Consider the following 23,528-nt stretch of genomic DNA (forward strand, 5'->3'; position numbering starts at 1 on the left):
GCCGGCGAGACAAGCCCGCCGGCACCGACCTTAGCGGCCGATCACCTTTTCCAGATATGCGGGCTGGATGAAGGCTTCGAAGTCGGCGCGCGGCAGCAGCTTCGGCAGGCGCTCCTGCTTCACCAGGAAGTCGGCGGTCGAGACCAGCGTGTCGACGAACTTGCCCTTTTTCGCGGATGTGCCGAGATACTCCTCCGTGAGCTGCCTGTTGCAGGGGACCATCCCGGTGCCCTCCATCATCCGCTGCGCGTCCTCGATGGGCAGCGAAAGCTCTTCCGCGATGATCTCCGCGGTCTTTTCCGGGTTCTTCAGCCAGAATTCGATGCCTTCGCATTCGGCCCTGATGAACTTATCGACGTAGGACGGGTACTTCTCCGCGAACGCGTTCATGACGACGCCGATGTCCCAGGTCGGGTAACCGCGCTTGGCCATGTCGCCCGAGGTGACGAGGATCTTGCCGCCGTTCTTCACGGCCTTGCCGAGATTCGGCTCCCAGAACCAGGCAGCGTCGATGTCGCCGCGAAGCCAGGCCGCCGCGATGTCCGACGGCGCGAGGTCCAAGATCTTCATCGAGGCGGGATCGACACCCTCGTCCTTGAGCGCCTGGAGCAGGAGGTAGTGTGTCGTGGAGCCGAACGGCGCCGCCACCGTCTTGCCCTTGAGATCCTTGAGCGAGGTGATGTTCTTGTCGGTGCGAACCACCATCGACTCGACATAGTCGAGCATGTTGATCACCAGGATGCCCTTGATCGGCAGGGCGCGCGTCGCGCCGATCGCGGTTGGCGGGTTGCCGAGACCGCCGAAGTCGACGTCGTTGCCGGCGATCGCGCGCAGCATGTCGCCGCCGCCGCCGATCTTGACATACTTGATGTCGACGCCCGGCATCTCCTTGGCGAGCAGGCCAAGATGCTTGGTGACCAGCTGCGCGTTCACGAGGTTCAAATAGCCGACGGTCACCTTCGCCGGCTTGTCCTCGGCGCGTACCGCGGCCGTGAGCGCCAACGTGGCAACTGCGAGCGTCGCAATCAGTCTCTTGATCATGTCGATCTCCCTACGATCAGGATTGGATTCAGGCCCACGGCATCAGCAGTTTCGCGATGCCGCGCATAATGAGGTCGAGCACGACGCCGGTGAGACCGAGCACGATCAGCCCCATGATCACGATGTCGGAGAGCAGGAATTTTGCGGCGTCCCAGATCATCCAGCCGATGCCGGCGGATGCCGCGACGATTTCGGCGGCGACGAGAACGGTGTAGGTGAATCCGAGCGAGATGCGCATGCCGGCGAGAATCAGCGGTCCCGCCGCCGGCAGGTAGACGTGAAAGAGCAGGTGGCGCCGGGTCGCGCCGAGCGACTGAGCGGCGCGCACATAGACCGGGTCCACGCTGGTGACGGCCTGGATCGTCGAGATGACGATGCCCGGCAAGCCGGCAAGAAACAGCAGCGACAGCTTCGAGCTCTCACCGATGCCGAGCCACATCACCAGCAGCGTATAAAGACCGAGCGGCGGCAGTGGCCGGTAGAACTCGATCAACGGATTGAGCAGCGCGCGTGCGTTGCGCGACACGCCCATGATGACGCCGAGCGGAATGCCGATCAGGCAGGCCAGCGTGAAGGCCGTGAGGATACGATAGAGGCTTGCGCCGAGATGCTGAAGCAGTGTCGCGCCCTGATAGCCCTTCGTCATCGTCTTGACGAACGCGGCCCAAACCGCCTGCGGCTTCGGCAGGAACAGCTCGTTGGCCCAGCCCCTCTCCGTGACGATGGCCCAGCCAGCCAGCAGCACTGCGACGGTAAGCGTCGAGAGCAGCACCGATCGAGAGACCTTCGGAAGCCGCAGCCGCAGGCTGCCGCGTCGCGTCCGATCCGCCGAGATCGGAATGGCCATGGGGCTCGCCTCGACGCTCATGTCCGCACTCCCAGGATCTGCATGATGGTCAGCGCGTAGATCCGCGTCGCCATCACCGACTTGGTGATCGAGATGTTCTCGTTGTCGACGGCCCAGCCGTCTTCTCCGGGACCGAACGTCACCGCATTGATGCCGGCTTCGCGGAAGCGGATCGTGTCGTTGAAGGCATTCTTGCGGTTGACCCCGGGCTCGCGGCCCATCAGACGCCGGTAAACCGTGCGCAAGGAGCGGCAGGGCTCCTCCTCGACCGGCACCGGTTCGGTCGCGTTGACGAACAGCGAGCCGGGCACCTGGCGCACCTCCACCTTGACGTCGTTCACGCCCGCAAAAGTGTCCCGTCCGAGACGCTCGATGTCCGAGATCACGCTCGACAGGGTCATGCCGGGCACGATGCCGACCACGGCGAGCGTAATGGTGCAGGCATCCGGCGAGAACTGCATCTCGCCAGGCAGGCCGGCCCGAATGCGCACCACGGCGCAGCAGGGCGGCGTATGGCCCATGAACTTGCTGGGCACATGCGTGAACGCCATGTCCTTCAACTTCGGCAACAGCTTTGCCGCTTCCATGATGGCGTTGACGCTGATGTCCGGCCGCCAGATGTGCGACTTGATGCCGTGAACGGTGAGCTCGATCAGGCAGTGGCCGGAATTGGCCACCGACAGGTTCATGCCCCAGTCCTTGTTGACGTCACCCCATGCTGTCGGCTCGGCGGTGATCTCGTAGTCGGCGGTAAGGCCGACCTTGTTCAGCATGTAGATGGAGCCCTCGGTGCCGTTCCGCTCCTCATCGACGGTGTAGCAGCACATCAAGGTGCCATCGAACTTCACACCCGCTTCGATCAGGGCCTGCACTGCGAGCAGCGATGCTGCGAGGTTCCCGCGCGTGTCGGACGTGCCGCGTGCATAAAGCAGATCGCCGTGGCGCGTCGCCTTGAACGGATCGAAATCCGTCATGTGCCATTTCTCGGGCTCGACGACCGGATAGGTGTCGAGGTGATCGTTGAGAATGAGCGAGGGCGCGCCGGCCCGTCCCTTGAGCACGCCGAGCACGTTCGGCCGGTGCGGCTGCGCGCTGTGCTTGGTGACCTCCATGCCGAGCGCTTCGAGCTTGCCCGCGACCAGCATCGAGGTCGCCTCTTCCTCGGCAGGCGGCAAATCTGGATCCAGCGGATTGCCGGAACGGGGCTGGCCGGTGCGGATCAGCTCGGATGCGAGTTCAAGCCAGCGCTCCTCCGTGATGTGCGACAGCACGCGCTGTTCGAGATCCGAGTAAGGAGGGGCAAGAGGCATCCGCATGACGGGTTCCGCTGGCTCACGGCGCCGGCAGCGCCGTTTCGTGGCAGCCTCCCCACTGCAGCGATTGTGCCAACTGCCGGCAAAGCCCGCCGCGACACAATTGTCGTTTTGATTTCAACGATTTAGACAAGAATTGCGAGTTGCGCAAATTTTTGCGCCCGGGATGCGCTCTGCCGAAGACGCGGCGTCGGCTGAACAGGCAGGGCTCAGCGCGAGGCCGGCCGGTCCAGATATTCCATGCGGCGCCACGCGTGCAGGACTCGGCGCCCGTTGCGCGCGAACGCGAAACAATGACCGCCGCCGGCGGAGCGGGCCTGCAATGATCTCGGCGGTCTCGATCGCCTTGCGCTCGCCGCTGGAGACGATCTGCGTGGTGCTTGAGAGCCAGCTCGCATTCGCAAGCCCCCCGGTGCGCGTTCGGCCGATCGGACTGAGGCTCCATTGCGGCACCGGCACCGCGGGGTCAATTTGCACCTGCGGGTGGGTGAGATAGCGACGATATCAGCGGACATTTTAATCGTCCGCGTACTCGTCTTCTTCGCGCTTGTGCGCGGTGCTCTTACGCGCAGCGAGCGAGCCGGTCACGGAGGGATCGCGCGCATTCGCATAAGGATTGCGCCCGCCCGCTCGCGCGGCAACCTCTTCGCCGGAGACGGCGGCGGGCTGGCAGATCAGGCGACGGCTGGCACGGCGCATCAGATCGACGTGGATGTGATCGTAGTGATAGACGTTCGATCCAGGCGCCAACACCGTGGTGAAATGCGCGCACGCGCCGGACTGCACGTCACGCAAAAATCCCTGCTCTTCCGGCATGCCGCGCCAACCATCCTTCACGGTGACGCGGCGGCCGTCGGCGAGCACGAACGCTGCGATATCGAGCGCATTGCCGAAGGCGTGCTCTGAAATGTGGGCATGCGAATTGCCGTTCATGCCGCGGCAGGAATAGGCGGAGATCTGTTTGATCTCGGCGACGCGAGCGCCAAACCAGCGCATTGCCGAGGGCTGCACGGAATCGGCAAGCCAACGGTCTAGCTCGGAGACGATCGGACAGGCCAGCGTCGCGGTCGGCTTCACGGCGACGGGGCCGACGGCGGTGACGGGATTGCCCTGCGCCGGACCAAGACGCGGCAGCGGCTGCTGCGCGGGCGCCTGCGAATACGGCGCCGGCCGCGCCGGATAGCTTGGTGCATTCATGTAGCGCGATGCGCCCGACGCATCGGTGCCCTCGGGCGGCAGGTCGATCTCGTCCTCCTGCTGCGCCACGCCGGGTGCATTCAGAGGCATTGGACCAGGCGAGGCGCCATAGCCGGAAGGCCGCCGCACCGCGCTCTCGGGATAGTTTGAGCGTTGCGGATAGTTCTGGCCTTGCGGGTAATTCGATCGCGGCTGCGTCACCGGCCAGCGCGGCTGGTTGCCGACGCTCCCGGGCGGACGCAGTTCCTCATCGGCAAAGCCGTAGCTGCTCGAGCCTTCGCCGAGGGCGGCGACCTTGAGCGGAAACTCCGCGCCGCACATCCCCGGCCCGGAGATCGGGTCGATGCGGACGAGATCCGGCCCCTCTTTCACCGCGCCTGATTTCAGGCATGCGGCTTCGGCCTCGGCCCGCCACGGTTCACGTTCGGCCTGGAAGAAGCCGCGTCCGCAACCCGCTAGCGAAACAAGGACGATGGAGCCGACGAGATACAAACGAACTCCGCGCGTCATGCACGCACGTTCGGTGAATTTACTTAAAGACTCTTCAACGTGTTGATTTCAGTCTTCTTTAACCATGCCGGCCCGCGCTCGCAGGCGCGCCTGCCGGTGACGAGCGACAGCAAGGCTGGCTTTTTCGGAAAGAGACTCTCTGTTAACCATGACGCTCTCGCGCAGGGCGGCGCGACAGCGGGAGCGACCTCATGACGTTCGCCGGGAGACTGAGCGTTATCACCGCGTACCTCGCCATCGCCTTCGTCGGCGCCATCGTGCTCGGCATGATCTAGCGGCTTCAATCGGCGGTATCGAACGCTTCCCTTACGATCGCGCGCTCCACTGCCGCGACATTGTGATCAATTTCTCCGGCTGCTCTTCGGCTCGCCTCCGGTCGTTTCCGGAACACCAGAAGTGGCCGAGTGCGCAGGCTTCGACGTGGAACTTGGCAGGCTTCGACGTGGAGCTTGCCGGAGCTCTTCAGCGTCACCGTCGCATAATAGGTGCTGCCGCTGGAGCGGCTGTAGATGTTGCCGGTCCAGACCTCGTGCGTTTTTGGCGTCATATTGACGAGCACGCTCTCGCCCCTGGTCGACGCTTCAGTGAGCGCCATCAGCGCGATCAGCGCGATCAATGTGCCAAGCGAAGTCACAAGCCGCATCATCGGCGGCTCCCTCTGTGTCCCGAGACGTTACGCAGATGGAATCGCGGCTGAATGTGCGCTGCCTCACCCAGCGGCGGCGAGCCGTTGTGACATCTATCACAGAACGCTCGATCGGCCCGGCGTAGGGTCGAACCAAGCTTCATCCACGGGTGACTTCAGTCCTGTCGGGACCACACATTTTTCGGAGGTTGTCATGAACAAGCTCACCATCGCCGCCGCTGCCCTCTTCCTCGCTTCGACCGCCGCCGCGCATGCCGGCAATTCGCTCTCGTTCCAGATCGAAGGCCAGCACATCCGCATCGAGACGCCGCGCAACTGCGCCTCGCTCAACTGCGTGACCATCGTCGCACCGGGCCTGTCGGACAAGCCGATCAAGCTGAACAACATCAACCTCAAGGGCCTTGGTTCCAAAGACTTTGGCTCCAAAGACTTTGGCTCCAAGGACGATGACATCGACACCACGCCGGCTCCGGCCACGACCGCGCAGCCCGCGCCGGCTCCAGTGCAGCAACAGGCCCCGGTGCAGTCGACCGCGCCGGCAGCGCCCGCTATCGCGGCTCTGGCCACGACGGTTGCCGCTGCCCCGGCCGCGGGCTACGACACCACGACGCAGACTGCGCCCGTTGCGACTCCTGCTCCCGCTGCCGCCCCCGCGCCGGTCGCGGTTGCGCCGGCTCCGGTTGCCGCCGCGCCTGCGCTTGCCGCCAACACGCCGATCGGCGTCTGGGCCACCGAAGAGAACAAGGGCAATGTCCGCGTCGAACAGTGCGGCGCCAATCTCTGCGGCTACGCCGCGAAGACCAACGAGCGCATCCTGATCAACATGAAGCGCGAGGGCGCGAAGTGGAGCGGCCGCATCCACGACCCCGACTCCGGCAAGAACTACGATTCGACGATCGCGATGAAGGGCCCGAATGCAATGCGCGTGCAGGGTTGCGCCTTCGGCGGCATGTTCTGCGGCGGCCAGACCTGGAAGCGCGTGAGCTGACGCACCACCGTCGTCCCATACTATCGTCATCCCGGGCGATGCAAAGCATCGACCCGGGATCTCGCGCGACAGCTTCACTTTATCCCCTCACCCTGAGGAGCCTGCGAAGCAGGCGTCTCGAAGGGCGAGGCCCGGGATCGAGAGCCGGGCCGGCATGGTTCGAGACGCGCGCAAGAGCGCGCTCCTCACCATGAGGGGAAAGAGTTGCATTTGAACGTTCACCGCTCCCGTGCGATAGACATTCATCCGCCGTTCAGCTGTATCAGGCTGATATCGGTCGATCTCGCCTCGCGTTTCTCACCGGGACCTCTTCGTGACTTTTATCGTGGCTTGGCGCCGCCTCGTGTTCGCGCTTGTGCTGCTGGCGTTGCCACCGGCCTGTGCGAGTGTTGCGTTCGCATCCGATGCGATCGAGCCTGCGCAGGCGCAGCCGCAAGCACAACCGACGCCCGCCCCCTCTCCGACGCCCTCAGCTTCACCCGCTCCCGCGACGGATGCGCAGTCCGCCGCCGTCGAGCCGATCGGCAACGTCGCGACGGTGACAGGCATCGCGACCGTGATCCGCGACAGGAATTCCTACCCGCTGCGGGTGCGAGACGACATCTATCTCAACGACGTCGTGCAGACTTCGTCCAACTCCACGCTCGGCATCACCTTCAACGACGCGACCACATTCAATCTGTCGGCCAGCGCCAAGATCACCATCGACACTTATGTCTATGACGACGGCGGCAAGCAGAACGCAGGCGTCTTCGACATCGCCAAGGGCACGGTGGCGTTCGTCGCTGCGGCGGTGGCAAAGACCGGCGACATGAAGATCACGACGCCGACGGCGACGCTCGGCATCCGCGGCACCACCGGCGTCATCGACGTGCCGGAAGGCGCGGCCGCGAACAACGCCAACAATGTCAACATCAAGCTCTATCCCGACGCCGACGGCCGGGTCGGACACATCGACGTCGACGACCGCACGAACGGGACGCGGCTCGGCGCACTGACGCAAGGATCGAGCGGTTTTGCGATCCGACCGGGCACAGCCGCTGCTGGCGTCATGCGCTTTGCCGCGGTGCCGATCACGATCGCGCCACAGCAGATCGCGCGCGACCGCGGCTTCGTCAGCCAGGTGCATCTGGCGCAGACCACGGGCCGGCAGATCGTCATCGAGCAGCGCGACTTCCGCCGCGCCAATCCGACCGCGAGCCCGCGCATCCCGCGTCCGTTCCAGCCGCCGCAACAGCAGCAATTGCGACCGAACACAGCGCCCGGACAACAGCCGCAGCGGCCGAACGGCCAGCCCGGTCAGAACAACCGTCCAGGCCAGCAGCAGCCGGGCGCACCGAACCGTCAAGGCGCCCAGCCGCCGCAGCGGCAGGGCCAAGGGCAAGGCCAAGGCGGCGCCGTGCAGCCGGGCACGCCGCGCGCGGGTCAGGGTCAGCAACAGCAAGGCCAGAAGCAAGGCGCGGGACGTCCGGTAGGTGCGCCGCGCAGCGGGCAAGGCACGCAGCCTAACGGCGCGCCGCAAACCCAGCCGCAGCGCGGTGGACAAATTCAAACTCAGCCCGGAGGAGTCGCGCCGCCGCCGCCGGGCGGGACACAGCAGCAGCCCGGCCAGCAGCTGCAACTGCCACGCACCGGCATGCAGCCGGGGCAGCCGCCCGCCGGTCAGCAGCCAGGCCTGCAGCGCCCGGGCGGATTCCAGCAACGCCTGCCGGGCGCACAACGACCCGGAGCGCCACGCAAACCGGCGCCCGCTCCGAAGGAGAAGGAGCGGCGGTGATTGTGCCGCCCCTCACCCTGAGGTGCTTGCGAAGCAAGCGTCTCGAAGGGCGAGGCCACAGTTGGGCCTCGTGGTTCGAGACGCGCGCGATGCGCGCTCCTCACCATGAGGATTGACGTCGAGCGCAATCAGCCTCCCTCCTCTCCGTCATTGCGAGCGCAGCGAAGCAATCCAGAGTGCCTCCGCGGAAAGATTCTGGATTGCTTCGCTGCGCTCGCAATGACGATTTGGAGAGAGCTGGTGCGCTCTCCCCAACCGTATCAGCCCGCGGATGCTTACGCGCCCGCAAGCGCGGCACGATGAGAGCTCACGCCTCACCGCGCAACCACGCTCGTACCTTCTGCAACAGGCCATGGCGCAGTTCGTCGCTGGAGGCGGCTTCTACCGGTGTCCGGGTCTGCATCGCGGCGTCGACATCGCCGCTTGCCAACGGCGGCGTCGGCTCCGCATCGGCCGGCGCAAGCCCGGCCGATGCGAGTGCGATCGGGCCGACTTGTACCAGGAACGCGCGCTCATATTCGCGCGACAGGCGCGCAAGCGCGTCTTCTAGCGTCAGCCAGTCGACCGCCTTGATGTCGCTCATCAGCTTGCGGACGGGACCGCCCTCGACCTCCATGCGCCAGAAATGCACGACCTTGGAGCGACCACCGGACTGGTAGACGAGCGTGCCCAAAAACTCGCGGATAGCGACGTCGTGGCCGGTCTCTTCCAGCACCTCGCGGTGCGCGGCTTGCTTCGGCGTCTCGCCGTCGTCGAGCTTGCCCTTGGGCAGAACCCATTCGTTGCGCTTGCGCTGGCGCACGACGGCAATCAGCGGCGTCGCACCACGCCGCAGCACAATACCCCCCGCCGCCATGACCGGCGCCCGTGCCATCACCAAATCCGTAGTCGTAGAAACGTCCCCACGAGCGATATAGGCGGCCGACGCGGCGGATTGAAGGCTAGTTTTTTCTCAGCAGCGCTTGACCCGCCCGGATGCGCGTGCCTTCGGCGATGCCGTCGCAGAACGTGAAATCGCCGGGCGCGAGCATGATGATGGTCGAACCGTGTTCGAACCAGCCGAGCTCCTCGCCCTTGCTCACATTGACGTCGCAGGGAAAATTGACCGGCCCCCTGGTCTGCGCATTCAGCACCATGTCGAGGAAGTGCAAACGGATGCTTGCGACCAGGATCGCGGCGACCGGCACCAGCGTCACGGCTTCGCCGGTTGGCAAATGCGTGCGGATCACCGCGCGCTCGTTCTTGCAGAACAGGCGCTCGACGCGCTTGAGCGCGATCGGGTTGACGTTCCAGACGTCGCCATGGATCAGCGTGACGCGCTCGATATGCGCGTCATAGGGAGCGTGGAAGCGGTGATACATGCTCGAGGTCAGCCGCAGCGTGACGAAGGAGCCGTTGCGGTGCTGGTCGACCAGCGCGGAATCGCCGAGCAAATCGAGCAGCGAGTAAGGCGCGCCCTTGACCTGAAACAGCTCGGTGTCGGCGATCCGGCCATGAGCACCGACGATGCCGTCCGACGGGCTGGCGACCACCGCCGGGTCCGGATCGAACGGCCGCAGACCTGGCTTCAGCTCCCGGGTGAAGCAATCGTGCAGACTCCTGAAATGGGTTTTTCGCGCCTCCGACAGATCGAGGTCTGAAAACAGCTTCCACAGCGCGATCGAGCCGTCCCGAATGAGCGGATTCTCGATCTTGGAGAACCAGCCCATGAAGCGGGTCAGGGCCGCGCGGGGGATGCGGTTGGTCAACAGGAAGTTGAGGTCTTCCTGCTGGGTGAATGAAGCGATGAGGGCTTTGACTGTCATGAATCTGTCAGCTCGCAGTATTAGCGCTTGTTGTCATGGAAACGACACTCCCGATTCTCTCTTTGTCCGTGGCCGCCGCAGCGTCCGCTGCCGCCGCCTTCCCGAAGCTTAAAGCGCGCCTGGAGCTGTCCCGCGCCAAGCATCGCTCCCTCTCCGGGCATTCCAAGATGTCGCGCCGGGTGGCGAAGCTGGTCCCGTTCTACGAGTTCGAAGGCGATGCGTACTTCGCCTGCGATGGCGCGCCGGCGAACGTCGCAACGCAGCGCAAGGACGCCTTCTTCCGTCTCGCCGCCCTCTATGCGGAGCGCTACCCCAAGGGCCGCGCGATGACGAAGGAAGCGGCGGAGAAAATCTCCGACCTGCACTTCACCGAGACCTACCGCGTGCCGTTCCCCTTCTCGCGTCTCGTCCGCGAGCATTTGGGCACCTCGACCTTCGTGGAGTCCTCGCGCGGCGTCACCGTCACGGATGTCGACGGCAACACCTCCTACGACCTCACCGGGTCCTACGGCGTCAACATCTTCGGCAACGACTTCTATAAGGAGTGCATCGAGGGCTCGGAGAAGCGCGCACATGCGCTCGGACCGGTGCTCGGCCCCTACCATCCCGTCATCCTCGAGAACGTGGCGCGGCTGTGCCAGATCTCGGGCCTCGACGAAGTCTCCTTCCACATGTCCGGCACCGAAGCCGTGATGCAGGCGGTGCGGCTTGCGCGCTACCACACCAGGCGCACGCATCTGGTCCGTTTCGCCGGCGCCTATCACGGCTGGTGGGGCGACGTGCAGCCCGGCGTCGGCAATCCGATCACCGCGCAAGAGACCTACACTCTCGCCGAGATGTCGGAGAAGACGCTGCACGTGCTGCGTACGCGAAAAGATATCGCTTGCGTGCTGGTCAACCCGCTGCAGGGGCTGCATCCGAATGCCAGCGCGCCCGGCGATTCCGCGCTGGTGGACTCGTCCCGCGGCGGCAGTTTCGATCGCGCCGCCTACACCGAATGGCTGAAGAAGCTGCGCGAGGTCTGCACCGAGCGCGGCATCGTTCTGATCCTCGACGAGGTGTTCGTCGGCTTCCGTCTCGCCGCCGGCGGCGCCCAGGAGTATTTTGGCGTGCGTGCCGACATGGTGACCTACGGCAAGAGCCTCGCCGGCGGCCTTCCGGTCGGCGTGGTCTGCGGCAGGAAGGAATTGATGCGCCGCTTCCGTGACGATCGTCCCGCCGACGTCTGCTTCGCCCGCGGCACCTTCAACTCGCACCCCTACGTCATGACGGCGATGGACGAGTTTCTGAGCCGGCTCGCCAGCCCGAACTTCCGCGCCGTCTATGACGGATTGGAAGAGACCTGGAACGGCCGCGCGCAAAAGCTCAACCGGACGATGACCGATGCTGACCTTCCGGTACGGTTCGCAAACTTCTCGTCGATCTGGACGGTGAAGTACACCACGCCGTCCCGCTACAATTGGATGCTGCAATACTACCTGCGCGCGGAAGGCCTGTCCTTGAGCTGGGTCGGCACCGGACGGCTGATCTTCAGCCTGAACTACACCGACGCCGACTTCACCGAAGTCGCCGAGCGCTTCGTCCGCGCCGCCGAAAAGATGAAAGCCGATGGCTTCTGGTGGCACGATGGTGTGCTCACCAACAAAAGCATCAAGCGACAGATCCTGAAAGAGATGCTGGCCAAGCGCCTCGGGCGCTGAGGCCGACGCAAACACCGCTGTCGCCTCCCCCCAGACGTGGATGCCCGGGACAAGCCCAGGCATGACGCAACCATCAGACATCGGAGTGCTGGATCTGCGCGGCGTGCTCAGGCGTGGTGCTCTTCGAGCGTGGACTCGCCGATCAGGCCCAGCGTGTGCTCGGGGTTGAGATGCAGGCCGGGGTCCATCAACTCGCCGCGCAGCAGCGCCAGTGGCGCGTTGCGGTAGAGCATCAAATCGTGGAAGGGGTCGGTCAGGATCTTGGTCATCCAGACGAGGCCGGTCTCGACGTCGCGGATGAAGAACAGGTGCACCGTGCGGAACATGAGACCGCCGCCGCCGACCACGAGCCAGATCTTGGCCACCTGCCGCATGAAGTCGGTCGCGCCCGCCCAGGGCGTGAACAGGCCGAACAGCGTGGGATCGACCAACAACACCGCCGGCGACAGCGCCCAGATCGACATCAGCACCACCTTGCGCCGAAGGTTGTAACCGACCTTGATCTCTTCCTTGTGCTCGTGCGTCGCCTGGTTGAGCTGGTCGTAGCCGTGCGGCTCGAAGAAGAAGTGACCGGCCTGGCGCGAGGTCATCGACACCAGCCAGCCGACAAGCGCGGAGATCATGGGGTCGACGAACAGCCAGACATAGGCGAACAGAAAGCTCAGCGCGCTGACGAAGTGCAGGCTCTGATTGATGCGGCTGTGGTGATAGTAGCGATGGTCGTCCCAGCGCTGGATCCGCAGCAGCTCGAGATAATTCTTGATCATGCTCTCCCCCAAAATGCTTTCGGGTTCAGGATTTACAGGGATTCGGTGTAGGCCGTGTGACATCATCATTTTGTCATGTGACGATGTGCAGCGGCGCGATGACGCACGGTTACTTTCTCCCCTCATCCTGAGGAGCGCGGAACGCGCGTCTCGAAGGATGAAGGCCCGAGTGCAGCAGCGTGGGCCTTCATGGTTCGAGACGGCGCTTGCGCGCCTCCTCACCATGAGGAGCGGCAGTCAAGCCGCCTTGGCGACGTCGATCTTGCGGAAGCGCACCAGCGAGAAATGACCGAGCGGCGGAATCAGGCGGCGCTCGGAAAGCTCGATGCCGTCGGCACGGGCCAGCCACTTGGCGTAGCGCGACCAGGCGAACTCGGCGGTGCGGAAGCCGAGCGGACGCACCACCGGCTGGAGCTTCTGCTCGATGAAGCGGCGCATGCCGGTATCGGCGCTGACGCGGGTGAGGATGATCAGCTCGCCACCCGGACGCAGCACGCGGGCGAATTCGTCGAGCGCGACTTCCGGATTCGGCACGGCGGTGACGACATACTGGGCCATCACGACGTCGAAGGAATTGTCGGGGAATTCGAGCCTTTCGGCATCCATCACCGCGAGGCCTTCGACGTTCCCCAGCTTGCCCTCGGCGACGCGCTGGCGCGCCTTGTCGAGCATCGCTTCCGAAATGTCGGTGCCGAAGATGCGCAGATGCGGCGCGTAGAGCGGCAGCGAGATTCCGGTGCCGACGCCGACCTCGAGCACGCGGCCGCCGATCTTGTTGGTGGCCGCGATCGCGGCCTGCCGACCCTTGGCGAACACGCCTCCGAACACGAGGTCGTAGACCGGCGCCCAGCGGTCATACGCCTGCTCGACCGTGCCACGGGTGAGGTCGAGCTGCTGGGTGCCGTCAAGATTCATGATCTTAGCCATCGATGGGGTTCTCGCTGTGGTCGAACGGTTGAGATCAGCCGCGCACCGGCCGCCGCGCCATGACCGGCGAGGCGCGCAAGGCACGGCTGGGCTGAAGTGAAGTGAGGTTGCCGACGAACTGGCGCGCGCTGTTTTCCCAGGAACGCTCCAGCGCGAAATGACGACAGGTCTCGCGCGACATGGTGAGCGCGCGCAGGCACGCGGTACGCAGATCGTGATCGATCGCGCCGATCGGATGATCGGCGATGACATCCTTCGGACCCGTCACCGGAAACGCCGCAACCGGCGTGCCGCAGGCGAGCGCTTCGAGCTGCACCACGCCGAACGTATCGGTCAGGCTCGGAAACACGAACACGTCGGCGGCGGCAAGATGCGCGCTGAGATCGGCGCCCTTCTTCTCGCCGAGGAAGACGACATCGGGGTACTTCTTTTCAAGTGCGGCCTTCTGCGGGCCGTCGCCGACGACGACCTTGGTGCCGGGCAGGTCGAGCGAGAGGAAAACCTCGAGATTCTTCTCCACCGCCACGCGGCCCATCGTCATGAAGATCGGCCCGGGCAGATCGAGCTTTGCCGGCGAGGCGGGATGAAACAGCTCGGTATTGACGCCGCGCGTCCAGAAGCCGAGCCGCTTGAAGCCGCGCTCGGACAGCTCCTGCCGCAGCGAGGGCGTCGCCACCATGGTCATGGCGGCGGCATCGTGGAAGTGGCGCAGCACGGCATAGCCGACGGCGGTGGGGATGCCGGTCCGCACCGAGACGTATTCCGGAAAACGCGTGGTGTAGGAGGTGGTGAAGGCGAGCCGGTTGCGGCGGCAATAGGCTCGCGCCGCCCAACCGATCGGCCCCTCGGTCGCGATGTGCAGGGCTTCCGGCGCCGCCTTCTCGATCCGCCGCGCGATCTCTTTGCCGCTCGGCAGGGCAATGCGCAGCCCCGGATAGGTCGGCAGCGGCCACGATCGAAAGCCGTCCGGCGTGACGAAGTCGATCTCGACATCCAGTGCCTTGGCGGCACCAGCCAGCGAGGTCAGCGTCCGGACCACACCGTTAACCTGCGGATGCCAGGCGTCAGTCGCGATTAATACCCGCATGGGGAAATCCCGAGAGTTTGATGATTCTCGGCTTAGGACCATCAACCACGGATATTTCAGGCGTGTGACGTCATAGAAATGTCGGCCCGCTGTTTTGTTCGTTAACGGGTCCGCGCAGCCACGAAACCGTCATGAAACAATCCTTTCCGCCATGAAACCGTTTTCGGTTTTCCGCGCAAACGTCCCGAAACTTCTTGCCGTTAGTGATCTACGCAACAGAGCACCGAAACGGTGCCGGGGTGACTAAGAACACCGCGCAAACAGGGGCGACCAATGATCAATCTGGACATGTTGAAGACTTATTCGCGCGCCGTTGCTTTTGGCGCGGTGGCTGTGACCGCGATCGCGTTCGCCGGCCCGGCCAAGGCCGCGCCCGTGCAGCTCTTCCCCTTCTTCCAGCCGTTGCCGACGATCGCAGCGCCGCAGCCATACCAGCCTTATCAAGCCACGCCCTATCAGGCCGCGCCGTCCGAAGATCGGGACGCTGTCGAAACGCCGGCGCGGTTCCGTCGCCAGACGGTCTCCTATGCGACGCGTGAGGCACCGGGCACCATCATCATCGATACGCCCAACACCTATCTCTATCTCGTGCTCGGCAACGGGCAGGCGATGCGCTACGGCATCGGCGTCGGCCGTGACGGCTTCACCTGGTCCGGCACGCAGTCGGTGACCAAGAAGGCCGAGTGGCCGGATTGGACCCCGCCGCCGGAGATGATCGCCCGCCAGCCCTATCTGCCGCGCCACATGGCCGGCGGCCCCGGCAATCCGCTCGGCGCCCGCGCCATGTATCTCGGCGGCACCATCTACCGCATCCACGGCACCAACGCGCCCGAGACCATCGGCAAGCACGTCTCCTCCGGCTGCATCCGCCTGACCAATGACGACGTCGCGGATCTCTACTCCCGCGTCAACGTCGGCACCAAGGTGATCGTGCTGCCGATGACGGAACGCCGCGCCGACCTCGGAGCCGCGACGCGGTAAGCGGCAGGACATTGTGACGCAAACGGCCCCGGAACCCACCGGGGCCGTTTTCGTTTGCCCTCGGCATCCCGATGCGCGCGCGTGCTGCGGCGCGATCCCCGATGGAGGCGCAAATGCAATCACGCCCGCAAACGCCGCCGGGCACATGGCTGCGCACGATGAGCGGCGCCGGCGCATTGACGCTGCTGCTGACCGCGCCCGCCTCGCTGGCACAGCACCCGGCCAGCGACGACGCAGCCCGGCAGGCCTTCAACAATTCCTGCCGCACCTGCCACTCGGTGAAAGAGGGCGACAATCGTCTGGGTCCCAATCTCAATAAAATCGTCGGACGCAAGGCCGGCTCGCTGCCGAACTACAACTATTCTCCGTCGATGAAAGAAGCCGGCTTCGTCTGGGACCAGGACAAGCTCACCCGCTTCATGGTCAAGCCGGACGAGATCGTGTCCGGCAACAAGATGCAGCCCTATGGCGGCGTCTCGGCGGAGGAAGCGGCGAAGGTGGTTGGTTATTTGCAGGCGGCTTCGCAGTAACCAACCCCGCGATGCAGGGGCCGCTTCGTTTGGAGTCGGTGATCGTGGCCATCCTTCGAGACGCCCGCCTGCGGCGGGCTCCTCAGGATGAGGTCGGAGCGTGCGGCCCGCAGGATAGTAGTTGAGCCTCATCCTGAGGAGCCGCGCTACTAGCGGCGTCTCGAAGGACGAGGCTTTCACTCTGCCGGGAGCCCCTCAAGTCTGCCCGCGCCGCCGCTCCGAGATCAGCCTCAGCCATGCCGCCGAATGAAACGCGCTCATCAGCAGATACATCGGCACCATCCCGCCCAGCAAAGATTCGTGTCCGGCGGCGCACAGCATGTCCGCCGAGCCGCCGCCGAGCACGGCCGTCAGCACGGCCATGATCGCGCAGGTGGGCGTGGCCGCCAGCCCCAGCCATCTGGCGAGGTGACGCGCGGCCACGACGCGGTCACGGCTTGCACTGGGGACCGCGCTGACGGGATGGGTCATTTCCTTTCGCCTGCGGCCTCCTCGCGAAAAGCCTTCTCGCCGGCGGCCGAGATCTCGACCCATTTCTTGTCGGGCGCCGCACCTTCGGTGTAGCTGTCATGCCAGTTCCACCATTTGTAGGTCGGCGTCTGGGGATAGCCTTTCGGCGAATCCTCCCAGACCTCCTGCCGTCCCAGCGGCGTGATGTCGAGATAGTTCCAGGTGCCGCCCATCTGCTCGTCGCCACGGCTCTTGACGAAGTAGGTGCGGAAGATGCGGTCGCCGTCGCGGTAAAACACGTTCGTGCCGTGCCATTCGTCCACGCCGAAATCGGCATCGAAACTGTCGGTGACGGTGACCCATGGCATGGTCCAGCCCATCCGCTTCTTCAGCCGTGCGATATCGGCCTGCGGCGCGCGCGAGGCGAACACCAGCGTGGTGTCGCGGGCATTCAGATGCGCGACATGGGCGACCTGGTCGGCCACCATGGAGCAGCCGCGGCAGGCATGATCGGGCCAGCCGAACACGCCAGGCTCGAAGAAGGCGCGGTAGACGATCAGCTGCCGCCGGCCCTGGAAAAGGTCGGGCAGACTGACCTTGCCGCCGGGCCCCTCGAACGCATAGGTATTGGTGACTTCCATCCACGGCATGCGCCGGCGTTCGGCGGCCAGGGCGTCGCGGGCACGGGTATGCGCCTTTTCCTTCACGAGCAGTTGCTGACGGGCGGCCTCCCAGTCCTGCGGCGACACCACCGGCGGTGTTTGCATGGCAGCCTGTCTGTTAGTTCCTGCGTTTTCTGATGATGTCATCATGGCTCTCCTGTTTCCGCACATTGTCGGCCGTCAACGATTTCTCGCACCGGACAGTTGCGGAGTGGGAGTAACAAGTGTGGCGGGATTTTAATGGAGTCGCTGATCACGGCCGCGGCGCGCGCGCTCGAAGCCGGCGATCCGCTCGGCGCCTTGAACCGCGTTGCTCTGCGCAACGATGCACCTTCGCTGGCGCTGCGCGGCATCGCGATGGCGCAGCTCGGCGATCTCGCGAAGGCGAAGACGCTGCTGCGGAGTGCCGCACGCGCCTTCGGGCCGAAAGAGGCGGTCGCGCGCGCAAGATGCGTGGTCGCGGAAGCCGAGATCGCGCTCGTCTCCCGCGACCTGAACTGGCCGGCAAAGACGCTCGCGGCCGCGCGGGCGACGCTCGCAAGCCACGGTGACCTCGCCAACGCGGCCCATGCGGGCCACATCGAGGCGCGCCGTCTTCTTCTCGTCGGGCGCCTCGAGGAAGCCGAACGCACGCTGGCGGAGATCAAGACCACGCCGCTCCCCCCGGCTTCGCAGGTCGTCCGCGAGCTTGTGATCGCCGGCATCGCCCTCAGGCGGCTCAGAACGAAAGACGCGCGCGTGGCGCTCGGTCGCGCGGTGCGCGCAGCACGGCAGGCCGGCATTCCCGCGCTTGCGGCCGAGGTCGAGATCACGACCTTCGTGCTCGACACGCCCGCAGCGCGCCTGATCACGCGCGGGCACGAACGGCCATTGCTGCCCGAGGAGGTCGAGGACCTCGCGACATCAGAGGCGCTCGTGGTGGATACGTTTCATCACGCGGTTCGCAGGCGAGGCATCGTCGTGCCGCTCGGAAGGCGGCCAGTGCTGTTCGCGCTCGCCCGCGTCCTGGCGCAGGCCTGGCCCGCGGATGTCTCGCGGGAGGCTTTGATCACAGCAGCTTTTCAGGCGAGGCACGTCGACGAATCGCATCGCGCCCGGCTTCGCGTCGAAATCGGGCGGCTCCGCACCAAGCTCAAGCCGCTCGCCGATGTCAGCGCGACGAAGCAGGGTTTTGCGCTGACACCGCGAAAGACGCGGCAAGTTCTGGTGTTGGCACGGCCCGTCGAAGAAAAGCACGCCACTGTGCTCGCCTTCCTCTCCGACGGCGAGCCCTGGGCGAGTTCGGCCCTCGCGCTGGCGCTGGGAACGAGCGCGCGCACCGTGCAGCGTGCCCTCGAAGAGCTGGCGCGGTCGAACAAGGTGCAGTCCTTCGGACACGGCCGGGCGCGGCGCTGGATGACGCCGCCCGTCCCGGGTTTCCCGACAGGCTTGTTACTCCCCGGACCGCTCCTGAAGACGTAAGGTGGGGTCACACCACAGGGACCGAGCAACATGAAGCGTTCAGCCGCCGAGATCGTCAGGGAATACGGGCCCTTTGCGGGCGTCGATGCCGTGCACGGCGTCACCTATGACGGCGCCCATGTGTGGTTCGCGTCCGGCGACAGGTTGAACGCGGTCAATCCGGCCAATGGCAAGATCGCCCGCTCCATCGATGTCGCCGCGCATGCGGGAACGGCGTTCGACGGCCGGCACCTGTTCCAGATCGCCGAGGACCGCATCCAGAAGATTGACGCTGCGACCGGCAAGGTGCTCGCCACCATCCCGGCACCTGGCGGCGGCGGCGATTCCGGATTGGCCTGGGCCGAGGGCTCGCTCTGGGTCGGACAGTATCGGGAACGCAAGATCCACCAGGTGGATCCCCAGACTGGAAAGGTTCTCCGCACCATCGAAAGCAAGCGCTTCGTCACCGGGGTTACCTGGGTGGACGGCGAATTCTGGCACGGCACCTGGGAAGGCGAGGACAGCGACATCAGACGGATCGACCCCGAGACCGGCAAGGTGCTGGAGCAGCTCGACCTGCCCGCCGGGACCATGGTGTCAGGACTGGAGTCCGACGGCGGCGACCGCTTCTTCTGCGGCGGCGGCAGTCGCGGCAATGTGAGAGCGGTTCGCCGTCCCAAGCGCAGCTAGGTGCGCACTAACGAATGCTCGGCAACGGCGCATCGCGGCCGTTAACCTGTTCGCCCCAATTCCACCCCATCGGTGCGCTCTAGCGCCCTCCTCGCCTGCCCTGTAGACTTCTGCCCCGGGCGGCCTGGGGGATTGATGCGACTAACGCTGAACTTGAAGACTGTCCTGATCGCCGTCGTGGTGCTCGCGGCATCGTTTTTCGTCAGCCTGAAGGCGATGGACTGGCTGTCGCCGCGGGCGACGAATTCCGCGCCACCGGTCGCGCAATTGCCGCCGCTGCCGCCGGTCGCGAAGAGCTCAATCGTGGTGGCGCCGGTCGCCATCGCGCTGTCGGCGATCCGGGAGCAGGCCGAGAAGGCCGCGCCGCGCAATTTCGCCGGCAAGGCCGAGAACCCGATCTCACAGATCCTGCAGGACGCCGACATCGGCTGGTCCGCCGTGCGCGGACCGATGTCGGCTGCCGGCGACAAGGACGTGCTGACAATCTCGACGCCGCTCAACGGCAAGCTGAACGTGACGGGCTCGCTGTCGTCGAAGGCGACCGGCGCGCTCGGCGAAGCACTCGGCAGCGTCCTCGGCGGTGACGCAGCGAAACGGATCGGCGCGGTCAACATCAAGAATCTGAACGCCAGCGCCGAGATCAAGGGCAACGTGGTCGTCACCTCGCGACCGAAGCTCGCGGCCAACTGGCACCTCGAGCCCAATCTCGGTGCCCAGGTCAATCTCGGCGACACCAACCTCAACGTCGCGGGCGCCAAGGTCAACGTACCGGCGCAGGTGAAGCCGCTGATCGACAAGAATGTCGGCGAGCAGATCAACATCGTCTCCGAGCGCATCCGCAACGATCCTTCGCTGCGGGAGAACGCGAAAGTGCAATGGGCCAAGGCCTGCCGCTCGATCGCGCTGCAAGGCTCGGGCTCCTCGGCCGCACTGCCGTCGCTCTGGCTGGAGATGAAGCCGATCCGCGCCATCGCGGCGCAGCCGCGCGTCGACGCGCAGGCCGTGACCCTGCTGATGGGCCTCGAGCTTGAGACCCGCGTCACCGCTACCCCGACCAAGCCCGACTGCCCGTTCCCCGACAGGATCTCGATCGTGCCGCCGACTGGCACCGGCGTGAACATCGGTGTTCCCATCGACGTGCCCTTCACCGAGATCAACAAGCTGGTCGCGGCGCAGATGGTCGGCCACACTTATCCCGAGGACGGCTCCGGCCCGGTGGACGTCACCGTCAAGAGCGTCAACGTGATCCCGTCGGGCGAGCGCCTGCTGATCTCGCTGCTGGTACGCGCCAAGGAGAAGAAGAGCTGGCTCGGTCTCGGCGCCGAAGCGACCGTGCACATCTGGGGCCGGCCGATGCTCGACCAGGCACAGCAGACGCTGCGGCTCGCCGACATCCAGCTCGCGGTGGAGTCCGAGGCGGCCTTCGGTCTGCTGGGGGCCGCGGCGCGCGCGGTGGTGCCGCAGATGCAACAGGCGCTGGTGCAGAAGGCGACGATCGATCTGAAGCCGATCGCCGCCAATGCGCGCGAGAAGGTCGCGGCCGTGATTGCGGACTTCCAGAAGAGCGAGGACGGCGTCAAGGTCGACGCGAAGATCGACAGCCTGACCCTCGCCGACATCGCCTTCGATTCCAAGACGCTGCGCATCATCGCGGAAGCCGGCGGCACGCTGAATGTGTCCGTAACGAAACTGTCGGGGATGTAGTGAACCTTCACTCACGGGTGTCGCCCGCGACTTGGTCGCTTGCGCCGCTGGCATTCTCGTCGGAGGATGCTAAGCTGTTCTTCGCAATCTCGAACGAGGTGCCGACGGCACTGTAGAGGACACCGCGAGGACACATGGAAGCCGGCATGGTCACGCCTGCGCCGGCGCTGGTGCGCTTTTCCGGCATTCAGAAGACCTATGATGGCGAGTTCCTCGTGGTGAAGAACCTCGATCTCGACATCAGGAAGGGCGAGTTCATCACCCTGCTCGGCCCGTCGGGCTCGGGCAAGACGACCACGCTGATGATGCTGGCTGGCTTCGAGGTTCCGACCCATGGCGAGATCTACCTCGCGGACCGGCCGATCAAGAACGTGCCGCCACATAAGCGCGACATCGGCATGGTGTTCCAAAACTATGCCTTGTTTCCGCACCTGACGATCGCGGAGAATATCGCCTTCCCGCTATCCGTCCGCAACACGAACAAGGCGGAAACGCAGGAGCGCGTAAAGGCGGCCTTGCGCATGATCAAGATGGAAACCTTGGCGCAGCGCCGGCCCGGGCAGCTGTCCGGCGGTCAGCAGCAGCGTGTGGCGCTCGCCCGCGCGCTGGTTTTCAATCCGCAACTCGTGCTGATGGACGAGCCCCTGGGCGCCCTGGACAAGCGCCTGCGGGAGCAGATGCAGCTGGAGATCAAGCAACTGCACGAGACCATGGGCATCACCGTCGTCTACGTCACCCACGATCAGAGCGAAGCGCTCACCATGTCGGACCGCATCGCCGTGTTCAACGACGGCATTGTGCAGCAGATCGACAGGCCCGACGCGCTGTATGAGCATCCGGTGAACAGCTTCGTCGCCCACTTCATCGGCGAGAACAATGTGCTGGCCGGCACTGTCGAGACAATCGAAAAGGAATATTGCCGCGTCGCGCTTGCTGGTGGCGGCGTCGTGACCGCACGGGCGATCAATGTATCAGGCGCTGGCGCATCGACCTCCCTGTCGGTGCGGCCGGAGCGAATCGCCATTGTCTCGGATGGCACCTCCAGCGAGGGGCCGAACCGGCTGCCCGCCAAGGTGCAGAACACGATATATCTCGGCGACCATGCGCTGGCCGTGCTCGATGTCGCCGGCAACCGCGAGTTCATGGTCAAGCTTCAACCGGGGGCGCGTGACGACTTAAGACCTGGCGAAAGCGTGTTCGTCACCTTCCGCCCCGAGGACTGCCTGGCCCTCGATCCCGTCTGATCCAACCCTGCAGCTCCAAGTGGACCGGCATCGATCAACCTCAACGCAACTCTCATGAAGAAGGAACAAGACCATGCTGAAGCGCAAGATTGCTCTGGGTTTCGCCGCGGCGCTCAGCGCCAGCGCTGCGCTGGCAACGGCCGCGCAGGCGCGTGACCTCACCGTCGTTTCGTGGGGCGGCGCGTATCAGGATGCCCAGAAGAGGGTCTATTTCGAGCCGTTCAAGAAGGGAGCGGGTGTTCCGATGAACGACGAGTCCTGGGACGGCGGCGTCGGCGTGTTGCGCGCCAAGGTGCAGGGTGGCGCCGCGACCTGGGACCTCGTCCAGGTCGAGAGCGACGAACTCGCGGTCGGCTGCGAGGAAGGCCTGTTCGAGAAGATGGACTATTCCAGAATCGGCGGCGAGGCCGCCTATATCCCGCCGTCGGTCAATCCCTGCGGTGTCGGCGCCATCCTCTATGATTTCGTTCTCGGCTACGACAGGGACAAGCTGAAGGAGGCCCCCAAAGGCTGGGCCGACTTCTTCGACACCAAGAAGATTCCAGGCAAGCGCGGCTTGCGTCAGGGTCCGAAGACCACGCTGGAGATCGCGCTCATCGCCGACGGCGTCGCACCGAAGGACGTCTACAAGGTGCTGGCGACCGACGATGGCGTCGAGCGTGCGTTCAAGAAACTGGATACCATCAAGAACGACATCGTCTGGTGGAAGGCCGGGGCCCAGCCGCCGCAATTGCTCGCCTCCGGCGAGGTGGCGATGACCTCAGTCTACAATGGCCGCATCGACACCGCGAACAAGAACGACAAGAAGAATTTCGGCATGGTGTGGGACGGAGCGCTTTTCACCCTCGACAGTTGGGTCATCCTGAAGGGCAGCCCGAACAAGGACGCGGCCTACAAGTTCCTGGACTTCGCCGGCAAGGCGGAGAACCAGTCAAAACTGTCGGAGAACATTGCTTACGGCACCTCGAACAAGGACGCCGCGGCTCTGCTCGCGCCCGCCGTTCTGAAGGACCTGCCGACGGCGCCGGACAACATCAAGAACGCAGTCGAGATCAACGTTGCCTTCTGGCTCGAGAACATCGACCGCCTGACCGAGCGCTTCAACAAATGGGCAGCGAAATAGGCCGCGACAGCACCGGCGTGCGGCGCGCATTGAAAGCATTTTCGTCGCGGCCATCCGTCGAGACGCCCGCCTTAGGCGGGCTCCTCAGGATGAGGACGG

General features: G+C 65.0%; 22 protein-coding genes. 10 read left to right on the plus strand and 12 right to left on the minus strand.

Annotation, left to right across the window (positions count from 1 at the left end; all coding sequences use genetic code 11):
• Window positions 1-30: 30 nt before the first annotated feature.
• The 5 genes from ABIB06_RS14995 to ABIB06_RS15015 all read right to left on the minus strand — a co-directional run bounded on the left by ABIB06_RS14995 (window position 31) and on the right by ABIB06_RS15015 (window position 5,554).
• Window positions 31-1,041 (minus strand): taurine ABC transporter substrate-binding protein, encoded by a 1,011-nt coding sequence (locus tag ABIB06_RS14995; RefSeq protein ID WP_354049247.1) that lies wholly within the window; start codon window positions 1,039-1,041, stop codon window positions 31-33.
• A 28-nt stretch (window positions 1,042-1,069) separates the two neighbouring features.
• Complete coding sequence (locus ABIB06_RS15000; RefSeq protein WP_354049245.1) at window positions 1,070-1,909, minus strand: ABC transporter permease; 840 nt, start codon at window positions 1,907-1,909, stop codon at window positions 1,070-1,072.
• Complete coding sequence (locus ABIB06_RS15005) at window positions 1,906-3,204, minus strand: M20 family metallopeptidase (RefSeq protein WP_354049243.1); 1,299 nt, start codon at window positions 3,202-3,204, stop codon at window positions 1,906-1,908. The genes ABIB06_RS15000 and ABIB06_RS15005 overlap by 4 nt, the downstream gene beginning before the upstream one ends.
• Before the next feature lie 513 nt (window positions 3,205-3,717).
• Entirely contained in the window at window positions 3,718-4,908 is a 1,191-nt protein-coding gene (locus ABIB06_RS15010; RefSeq protein ID WP_354049241.1) for an extensin-like domain-containing protein, read from the minus strand.
• A gap of 280 nt (window positions 4,909-5,188) precedes the next feature.
• Complete coding sequence (locus tag ABIB06_RS15015; protein ID WP_354068906.1) at window positions 5,189-5,554, minus strand: DUF2147 domain-containing protein; 366 nt, start codon at window positions 5,552-5,554, stop codon at window positions 5,189-5,191.
• 193 nt (window positions 5,555-5,747) lie between these two features.
• Between ABIB06_RS15015 and ABIB06_RS15020 the strand changes: the two genes are divergently transcribed.
• Both ABIB06_RS15020 and ABIB06_RS15025 read left to right on the plus strand, forming a co-directional pair.
• A complete protein-coding gene (locus tag ABIB06_RS15020; protein ID WP_354049237.1) occupies window positions 5,748-6,542 on the plus strand; it encodes a DUF2147 domain-containing protein in 795 nt (264 codons plus the stop codon).
• 322 nt (window positions 6,543-6,864) lie between these two features.
• Entirely contained in the window at window positions 6,865-8,319 is a 1,455-nt protein-coding gene (locus ABIB06_RS15025) for a FecR domain-containing protein (RefSeq protein WP_354049386.1), read from the plus strand.
• Between the two features lie 307 nt (window positions 8,320-8,626).
• On the opposite strand, the gene ABIB06_RS15030 is transcribed toward ABIB06_RS15025, so the two are convergent.
• Both ABIB06_RS15030 and asd read right to left on the minus strand, forming a co-directional pair.
• Window positions 8,627-9,193, minus strand: a complete 567-nt coding sequence (locus ABIB06_RS15030) for an NUDIX hydrolase (protein ID WP_354049235.1) — start codon at window positions 9,191-9,193, stop codon at window positions 8,627-8,629.
• Between the two features lie 67 nt (window positions 9,194-9,260).
• Window positions 9,261-10,124, minus strand: coding sequence for an archaetidylserine decarboxylase (asd, locus tag ABIB06_RS15035; RefSeq protein WP_354049233.1), 864 nt, complete (start codon window positions 10,122-10,124; stop codon window positions 9,261-9,263).
• Window positions 10,125-10,159: 35 nt separating this feature from the next.
• Between asd and ABIB06_RS15040 the strand changes: the two genes are divergently transcribed.
• Complete coding sequence (locus ABIB06_RS15040) at window positions 10,160-11,824, plus strand: aminotransferase class III-fold pyridoxal phosphate-dependent enzyme (RefSeq protein ID WP_354049231.1); 1,665 nt, start codon at window positions 10,160-10,162, stop codon at window positions 11,822-11,824.
• 107 nt (window positions 11,825-11,931) lie between these two features.
• On the opposite strand, the gene ABIB06_RS15045 is transcribed toward ABIB06_RS15040, so the two are convergent.
• From ABIB06_RS15045 to ABIB06_RS15055, 3 genes are all read right to left on the minus strand, one after another.
• The gene (locus ABIB06_RS15045; protein ID WP_354049230.1) at window positions 11,932-12,591 is read right to left on the minus strand and encodes a hypothetical protein; all 660 of its coding nucleotides are present in this window, start codon (window positions 12,589-12,591) and stop codon (window positions 11,932-11,934) included.
• Window positions 12,592-12,828: 237 nt separating this feature from the next.
• The gene (locus ABIB06_RS15050) at window positions 12,829-13,518 is read right to left on the minus strand and encodes a class I SAM-dependent methyltransferase (protein ID WP_354049228.1); all 690 of its coding nucleotides are present in this window, start codon (window positions 13,516-13,518) and stop codon (window positions 12,829-12,831) included.
• A 34-nt stretch (window positions 13,519-13,552) separates the two neighbouring features.
• On the minus strand, window positions 13,553-14,605 hold the full coding sequence (locus tag ABIB06_RS15055) for a glycosyltransferase family 4 protein (RefSeq protein ID WP_354049226.1): 1,053 nt from the start codon (window positions 14,603-14,605) through the stop codon (window positions 13,553-13,555).
• Window positions 14,606-14,878: 273 nt separating this feature from the next.
• Here ABIB06_RS15055 and ABIB06_RS15060 point away from each other — a divergent pair, with 273 nt between their 5' ends.
• Both ABIB06_RS15060 and ABIB06_RS15065 read left to right on the plus strand, forming a co-directional pair.
• Window positions 14,879-15,586 (plus strand): L,D-transpeptidase, encoded by a 708-nt coding sequence (locus ABIB06_RS15060; RefSeq protein WP_354049224.1) that lies wholly within the window; start codon window positions 14,879-14,881, stop codon window positions 15,584-15,586.
• A 113-nt stretch (window positions 15,587-15,699) separates the two neighbouring features.
• Entirely contained in the window at window positions 15,700-16,116 is a 417-nt protein-coding gene (locus ABIB06_RS15065; RefSeq protein WP_354049222.1) for a c-type cytochrome, read from the plus strand.
• 195 nt (window positions 16,117-16,311) lie between these two features.
• Here ABIB06_RS15065 and ABIB06_RS15070 read toward each other — a convergent pair whose 3' ends face one another.
• A complete protein-coding gene (locus tag ABIB06_RS15070; RefSeq protein WP_354049220.1) occupies window positions 16,312-16,587 on the minus strand; it encodes a hypothetical protein in 276 nt (91 codons plus the stop codon).
• The gene (locus tag ABIB06_RS15075) at window positions 16,584-17,378 is read right to left on the minus strand and encodes a DUF899 domain-containing protein (RefSeq protein ID WP_354049218.1); all 795 of its coding nucleotides are present in this window, start codon (window positions 17,376-17,378) and stop codon (window positions 16,584-16,586) included. The genes ABIB06_RS15070 and ABIB06_RS15075 overlap by 4 nt, the downstream gene beginning before the upstream one ends.
• 90 nt (window positions 17,379-17,468) lie before the next feature.
• On the opposite strand from ABIB06_RS15075, the gene ABIB06_RS15080 reads away from it, so the two are divergent.
• The 5 genes from ABIB06_RS15080 to ABIB06_RS15100 all read left to right on the plus strand — a co-directional run bounded on the left by ABIB06_RS15080 (window position 17,469) and on the right by ABIB06_RS15100 (window position 23,429).
• The gene (locus ABIB06_RS15080) at window positions 17,469-18,689 is read left to right on the plus strand and encodes a winged helix-turn-helix domain-containing protein (RefSeq protein WP_354049216.1); all 1,221 of its coding nucleotides are present in this window, start codon (window positions 17,469-17,471) and stop codon (window positions 18,687-18,689) included.
• 30 nt (window positions 18,690-18,719) lie between these two features.
• Window positions 18,720-19,358: a Vgb family protein gene (locus tag ABIB06_RS15085; protein ID WP_354049215.1), complete on the plus strand. Its 639-nt coding sequence runs from the start codon at window positions 18,720-18,722 to the stop codon at window positions 19,356-19,358.
• A 135-nt stretch (window positions 19,359-19,493) separates the two neighbouring features.
• A complete protein-coding gene (locus ABIB06_RS15090; RefSeq protein ID WP_354049213.1) occupies window positions 19,494-21,062 on the plus strand; it encodes a DUF4403 family protein in 1,569 nt (522 codons plus the stop codon).
• A gap of 134 nt (window positions 21,063-21,196) precedes the next feature.
• On the plus strand, window positions 21,197-22,306 hold the full coding sequence (locus tag ABIB06_RS15095; protein ID WP_354049211.1) for an ABC transporter ATP-binding protein: 1,110 nt from the start codon (window positions 21,197-21,199) through the stop codon (window positions 22,304-22,306).
• A gap of 73 nt (window positions 22,307-22,379) precedes the next feature.
• A complete protein-coding gene (locus ABIB06_RS15100; protein WP_354049209.1) occupies window positions 22,380-23,429 on the plus strand; it encodes an ABC transporter substrate-binding protein in 1,050 nt (349 codons plus the stop codon).
• Window positions 23,430-23,528: the final 99 nt, after the last annotated feature.

Source organism: Bradyrhizobium sp. LB8.2 (assembly GCF_040548035.1).
Classification (GTDB): domain Bacteria; phylum Pseudomonadota; class Alphaproteobacteria; order Rhizobiales; family Xanthobacteraceae; genus Bradyrhizobium.

Coding starts and splice junctions, on each gene's coding strand:
- ABIB06_RS14995 (WP_354049247.1), bottom strand. CDS start 1,041: ATGATCAAGAGACTGATTGCGACGCTCGCAGTTGCCACGTTGGCGCTC.
- ABIB06_RS15000 (WP_354049245.1), bottom strand. CDS start 1,909: ATGAGCGTCGAGGCGAGCCCCATGGCCATTCCGATCTCGGCGGATCGG.
- ABIB06_RS15005 (WP_354049243.1), bottom strand. CDS start 3,204: ATGCGGATGCCTCTTGCCCCTCCTTACTCGGATCTCGAACAGCGCGTG.
- ABIB06_RS15010 (WP_354049241.1), bottom strand. CDS start 4,908: ATGACGCGCGGAGTTCGTTTGTATCTCGTCGGCTCCATCGTCCTTGTT.
- ABIB06_RS15015 (WP_354068906.1), bottom strand. CDS start 5,554: ATGATGCGGCTTGTGACTTCGCTTGGCACATTGATCGCGCTGATCGCG.
- ABIB06_RS15020 (WP_354049237.1), top strand. CDS start 5,748: ATGAACAAGCTCACCATCGCCGCCGCTGCCCTCTTCCTCGCTTCGACC.
- ABIB06_RS15030 (WP_354049235.1), bottom strand. CDS start 9,193: ATGGCACGGGCGCCGGTCATGGCGGCGGGGGGTATTGTGCTGCGGCGT.
- asd (WP_354049233.1), bottom strand. CDS start 10,124: ATGACAGTCAAAGCCCTCATCGCTTCATTCACCCAGCAGGAAGACCTC.
- ABIB06_RS15040 (WP_354049231.1), top strand. CDS start 10,160: ATGGAAACGACACTCCCGATTCTCTCTTTGTCCGTGGCCGCCGCAGCG.
- ABIB06_RS15045 (WP_354049230.1), bottom strand. CDS start 12,591: ATGATCAAGAATTATCTCGAGCTGCTGCGGATCCAGCGCTGGGACGAC.
- ABIB06_RS15050 (WP_354049228.1), bottom strand. CDS start 13,518: ATGGCTAAGATCATGAATCTTGACGGCACCCAGCAGCTCGACCTCACC.
- ABIB06_RS15055 (WP_354049226.1), bottom strand. CDS start 14,605: ATGCGGGTATTAATCGCGACTGACGCCTGGCATCCGCAGGTTAACGGT.
- ABIB06_RS15060 (WP_354049224.1), top strand. CDS start 14,879: ATGATCAATCTGGACATGTTGAAGACTTATTCGCGCGCCGTTGCTTTT.
- ABIB06_RS15065 (WP_354049222.1), top strand. CDS start 15,700: ATGCAATCACGCCCGCAAACGCCGCCGGGCACATGGCTGCGCACGATG.
- ABIB06_RS15070 (WP_354049220.1), bottom strand. CDS start 16,587: ATGACCCATCCCGTCAGCGCGGTCCCCAGTGCAAGCCGTGACCGCGTC.
- ABIB06_RS15075 (WP_354049218.1), bottom strand. CDS start 17,378: ATGATGACATCATCAGAAAACGCAGGAACTAACAGACAGGCTGCCATG.
- ABIB06_RS15080 (WP_354049216.1), top strand. CDS start 17,469: ATGGAGTCGCTGATCACGGCCGCGGCGCGCGCGCTCGAAGCCGGCGAT.
- ABIB06_RS15085 (WP_354049215.1), top strand. CDS start 18,720: ATGAAGCGTTCAGCCGCCGAGATCGTCAGGGAATACGGGCCCTTTGCG.
- ABIB06_RS15090 (WP_354049213.1), top strand. CDS start 19,494: ATGCGACTAACGCTGAACTTGAAGACTGTCCTGATCGCCGTCGTGGTG.
- ABIB06_RS15095 (WP_354049211.1), top strand. CDS start 21,197: ATGGAAGCCGGCATGGTCACGCCTGCGCCGGCGCTGGTGCGCTTTTCC.
- ABIB06_RS15100 (WP_354049209.1), top strand. CDS start 22,380: ATGCTGAAGCGCAAGATTGCTCTGGGTTTCGCCGCGGCGCTCAGCGCC.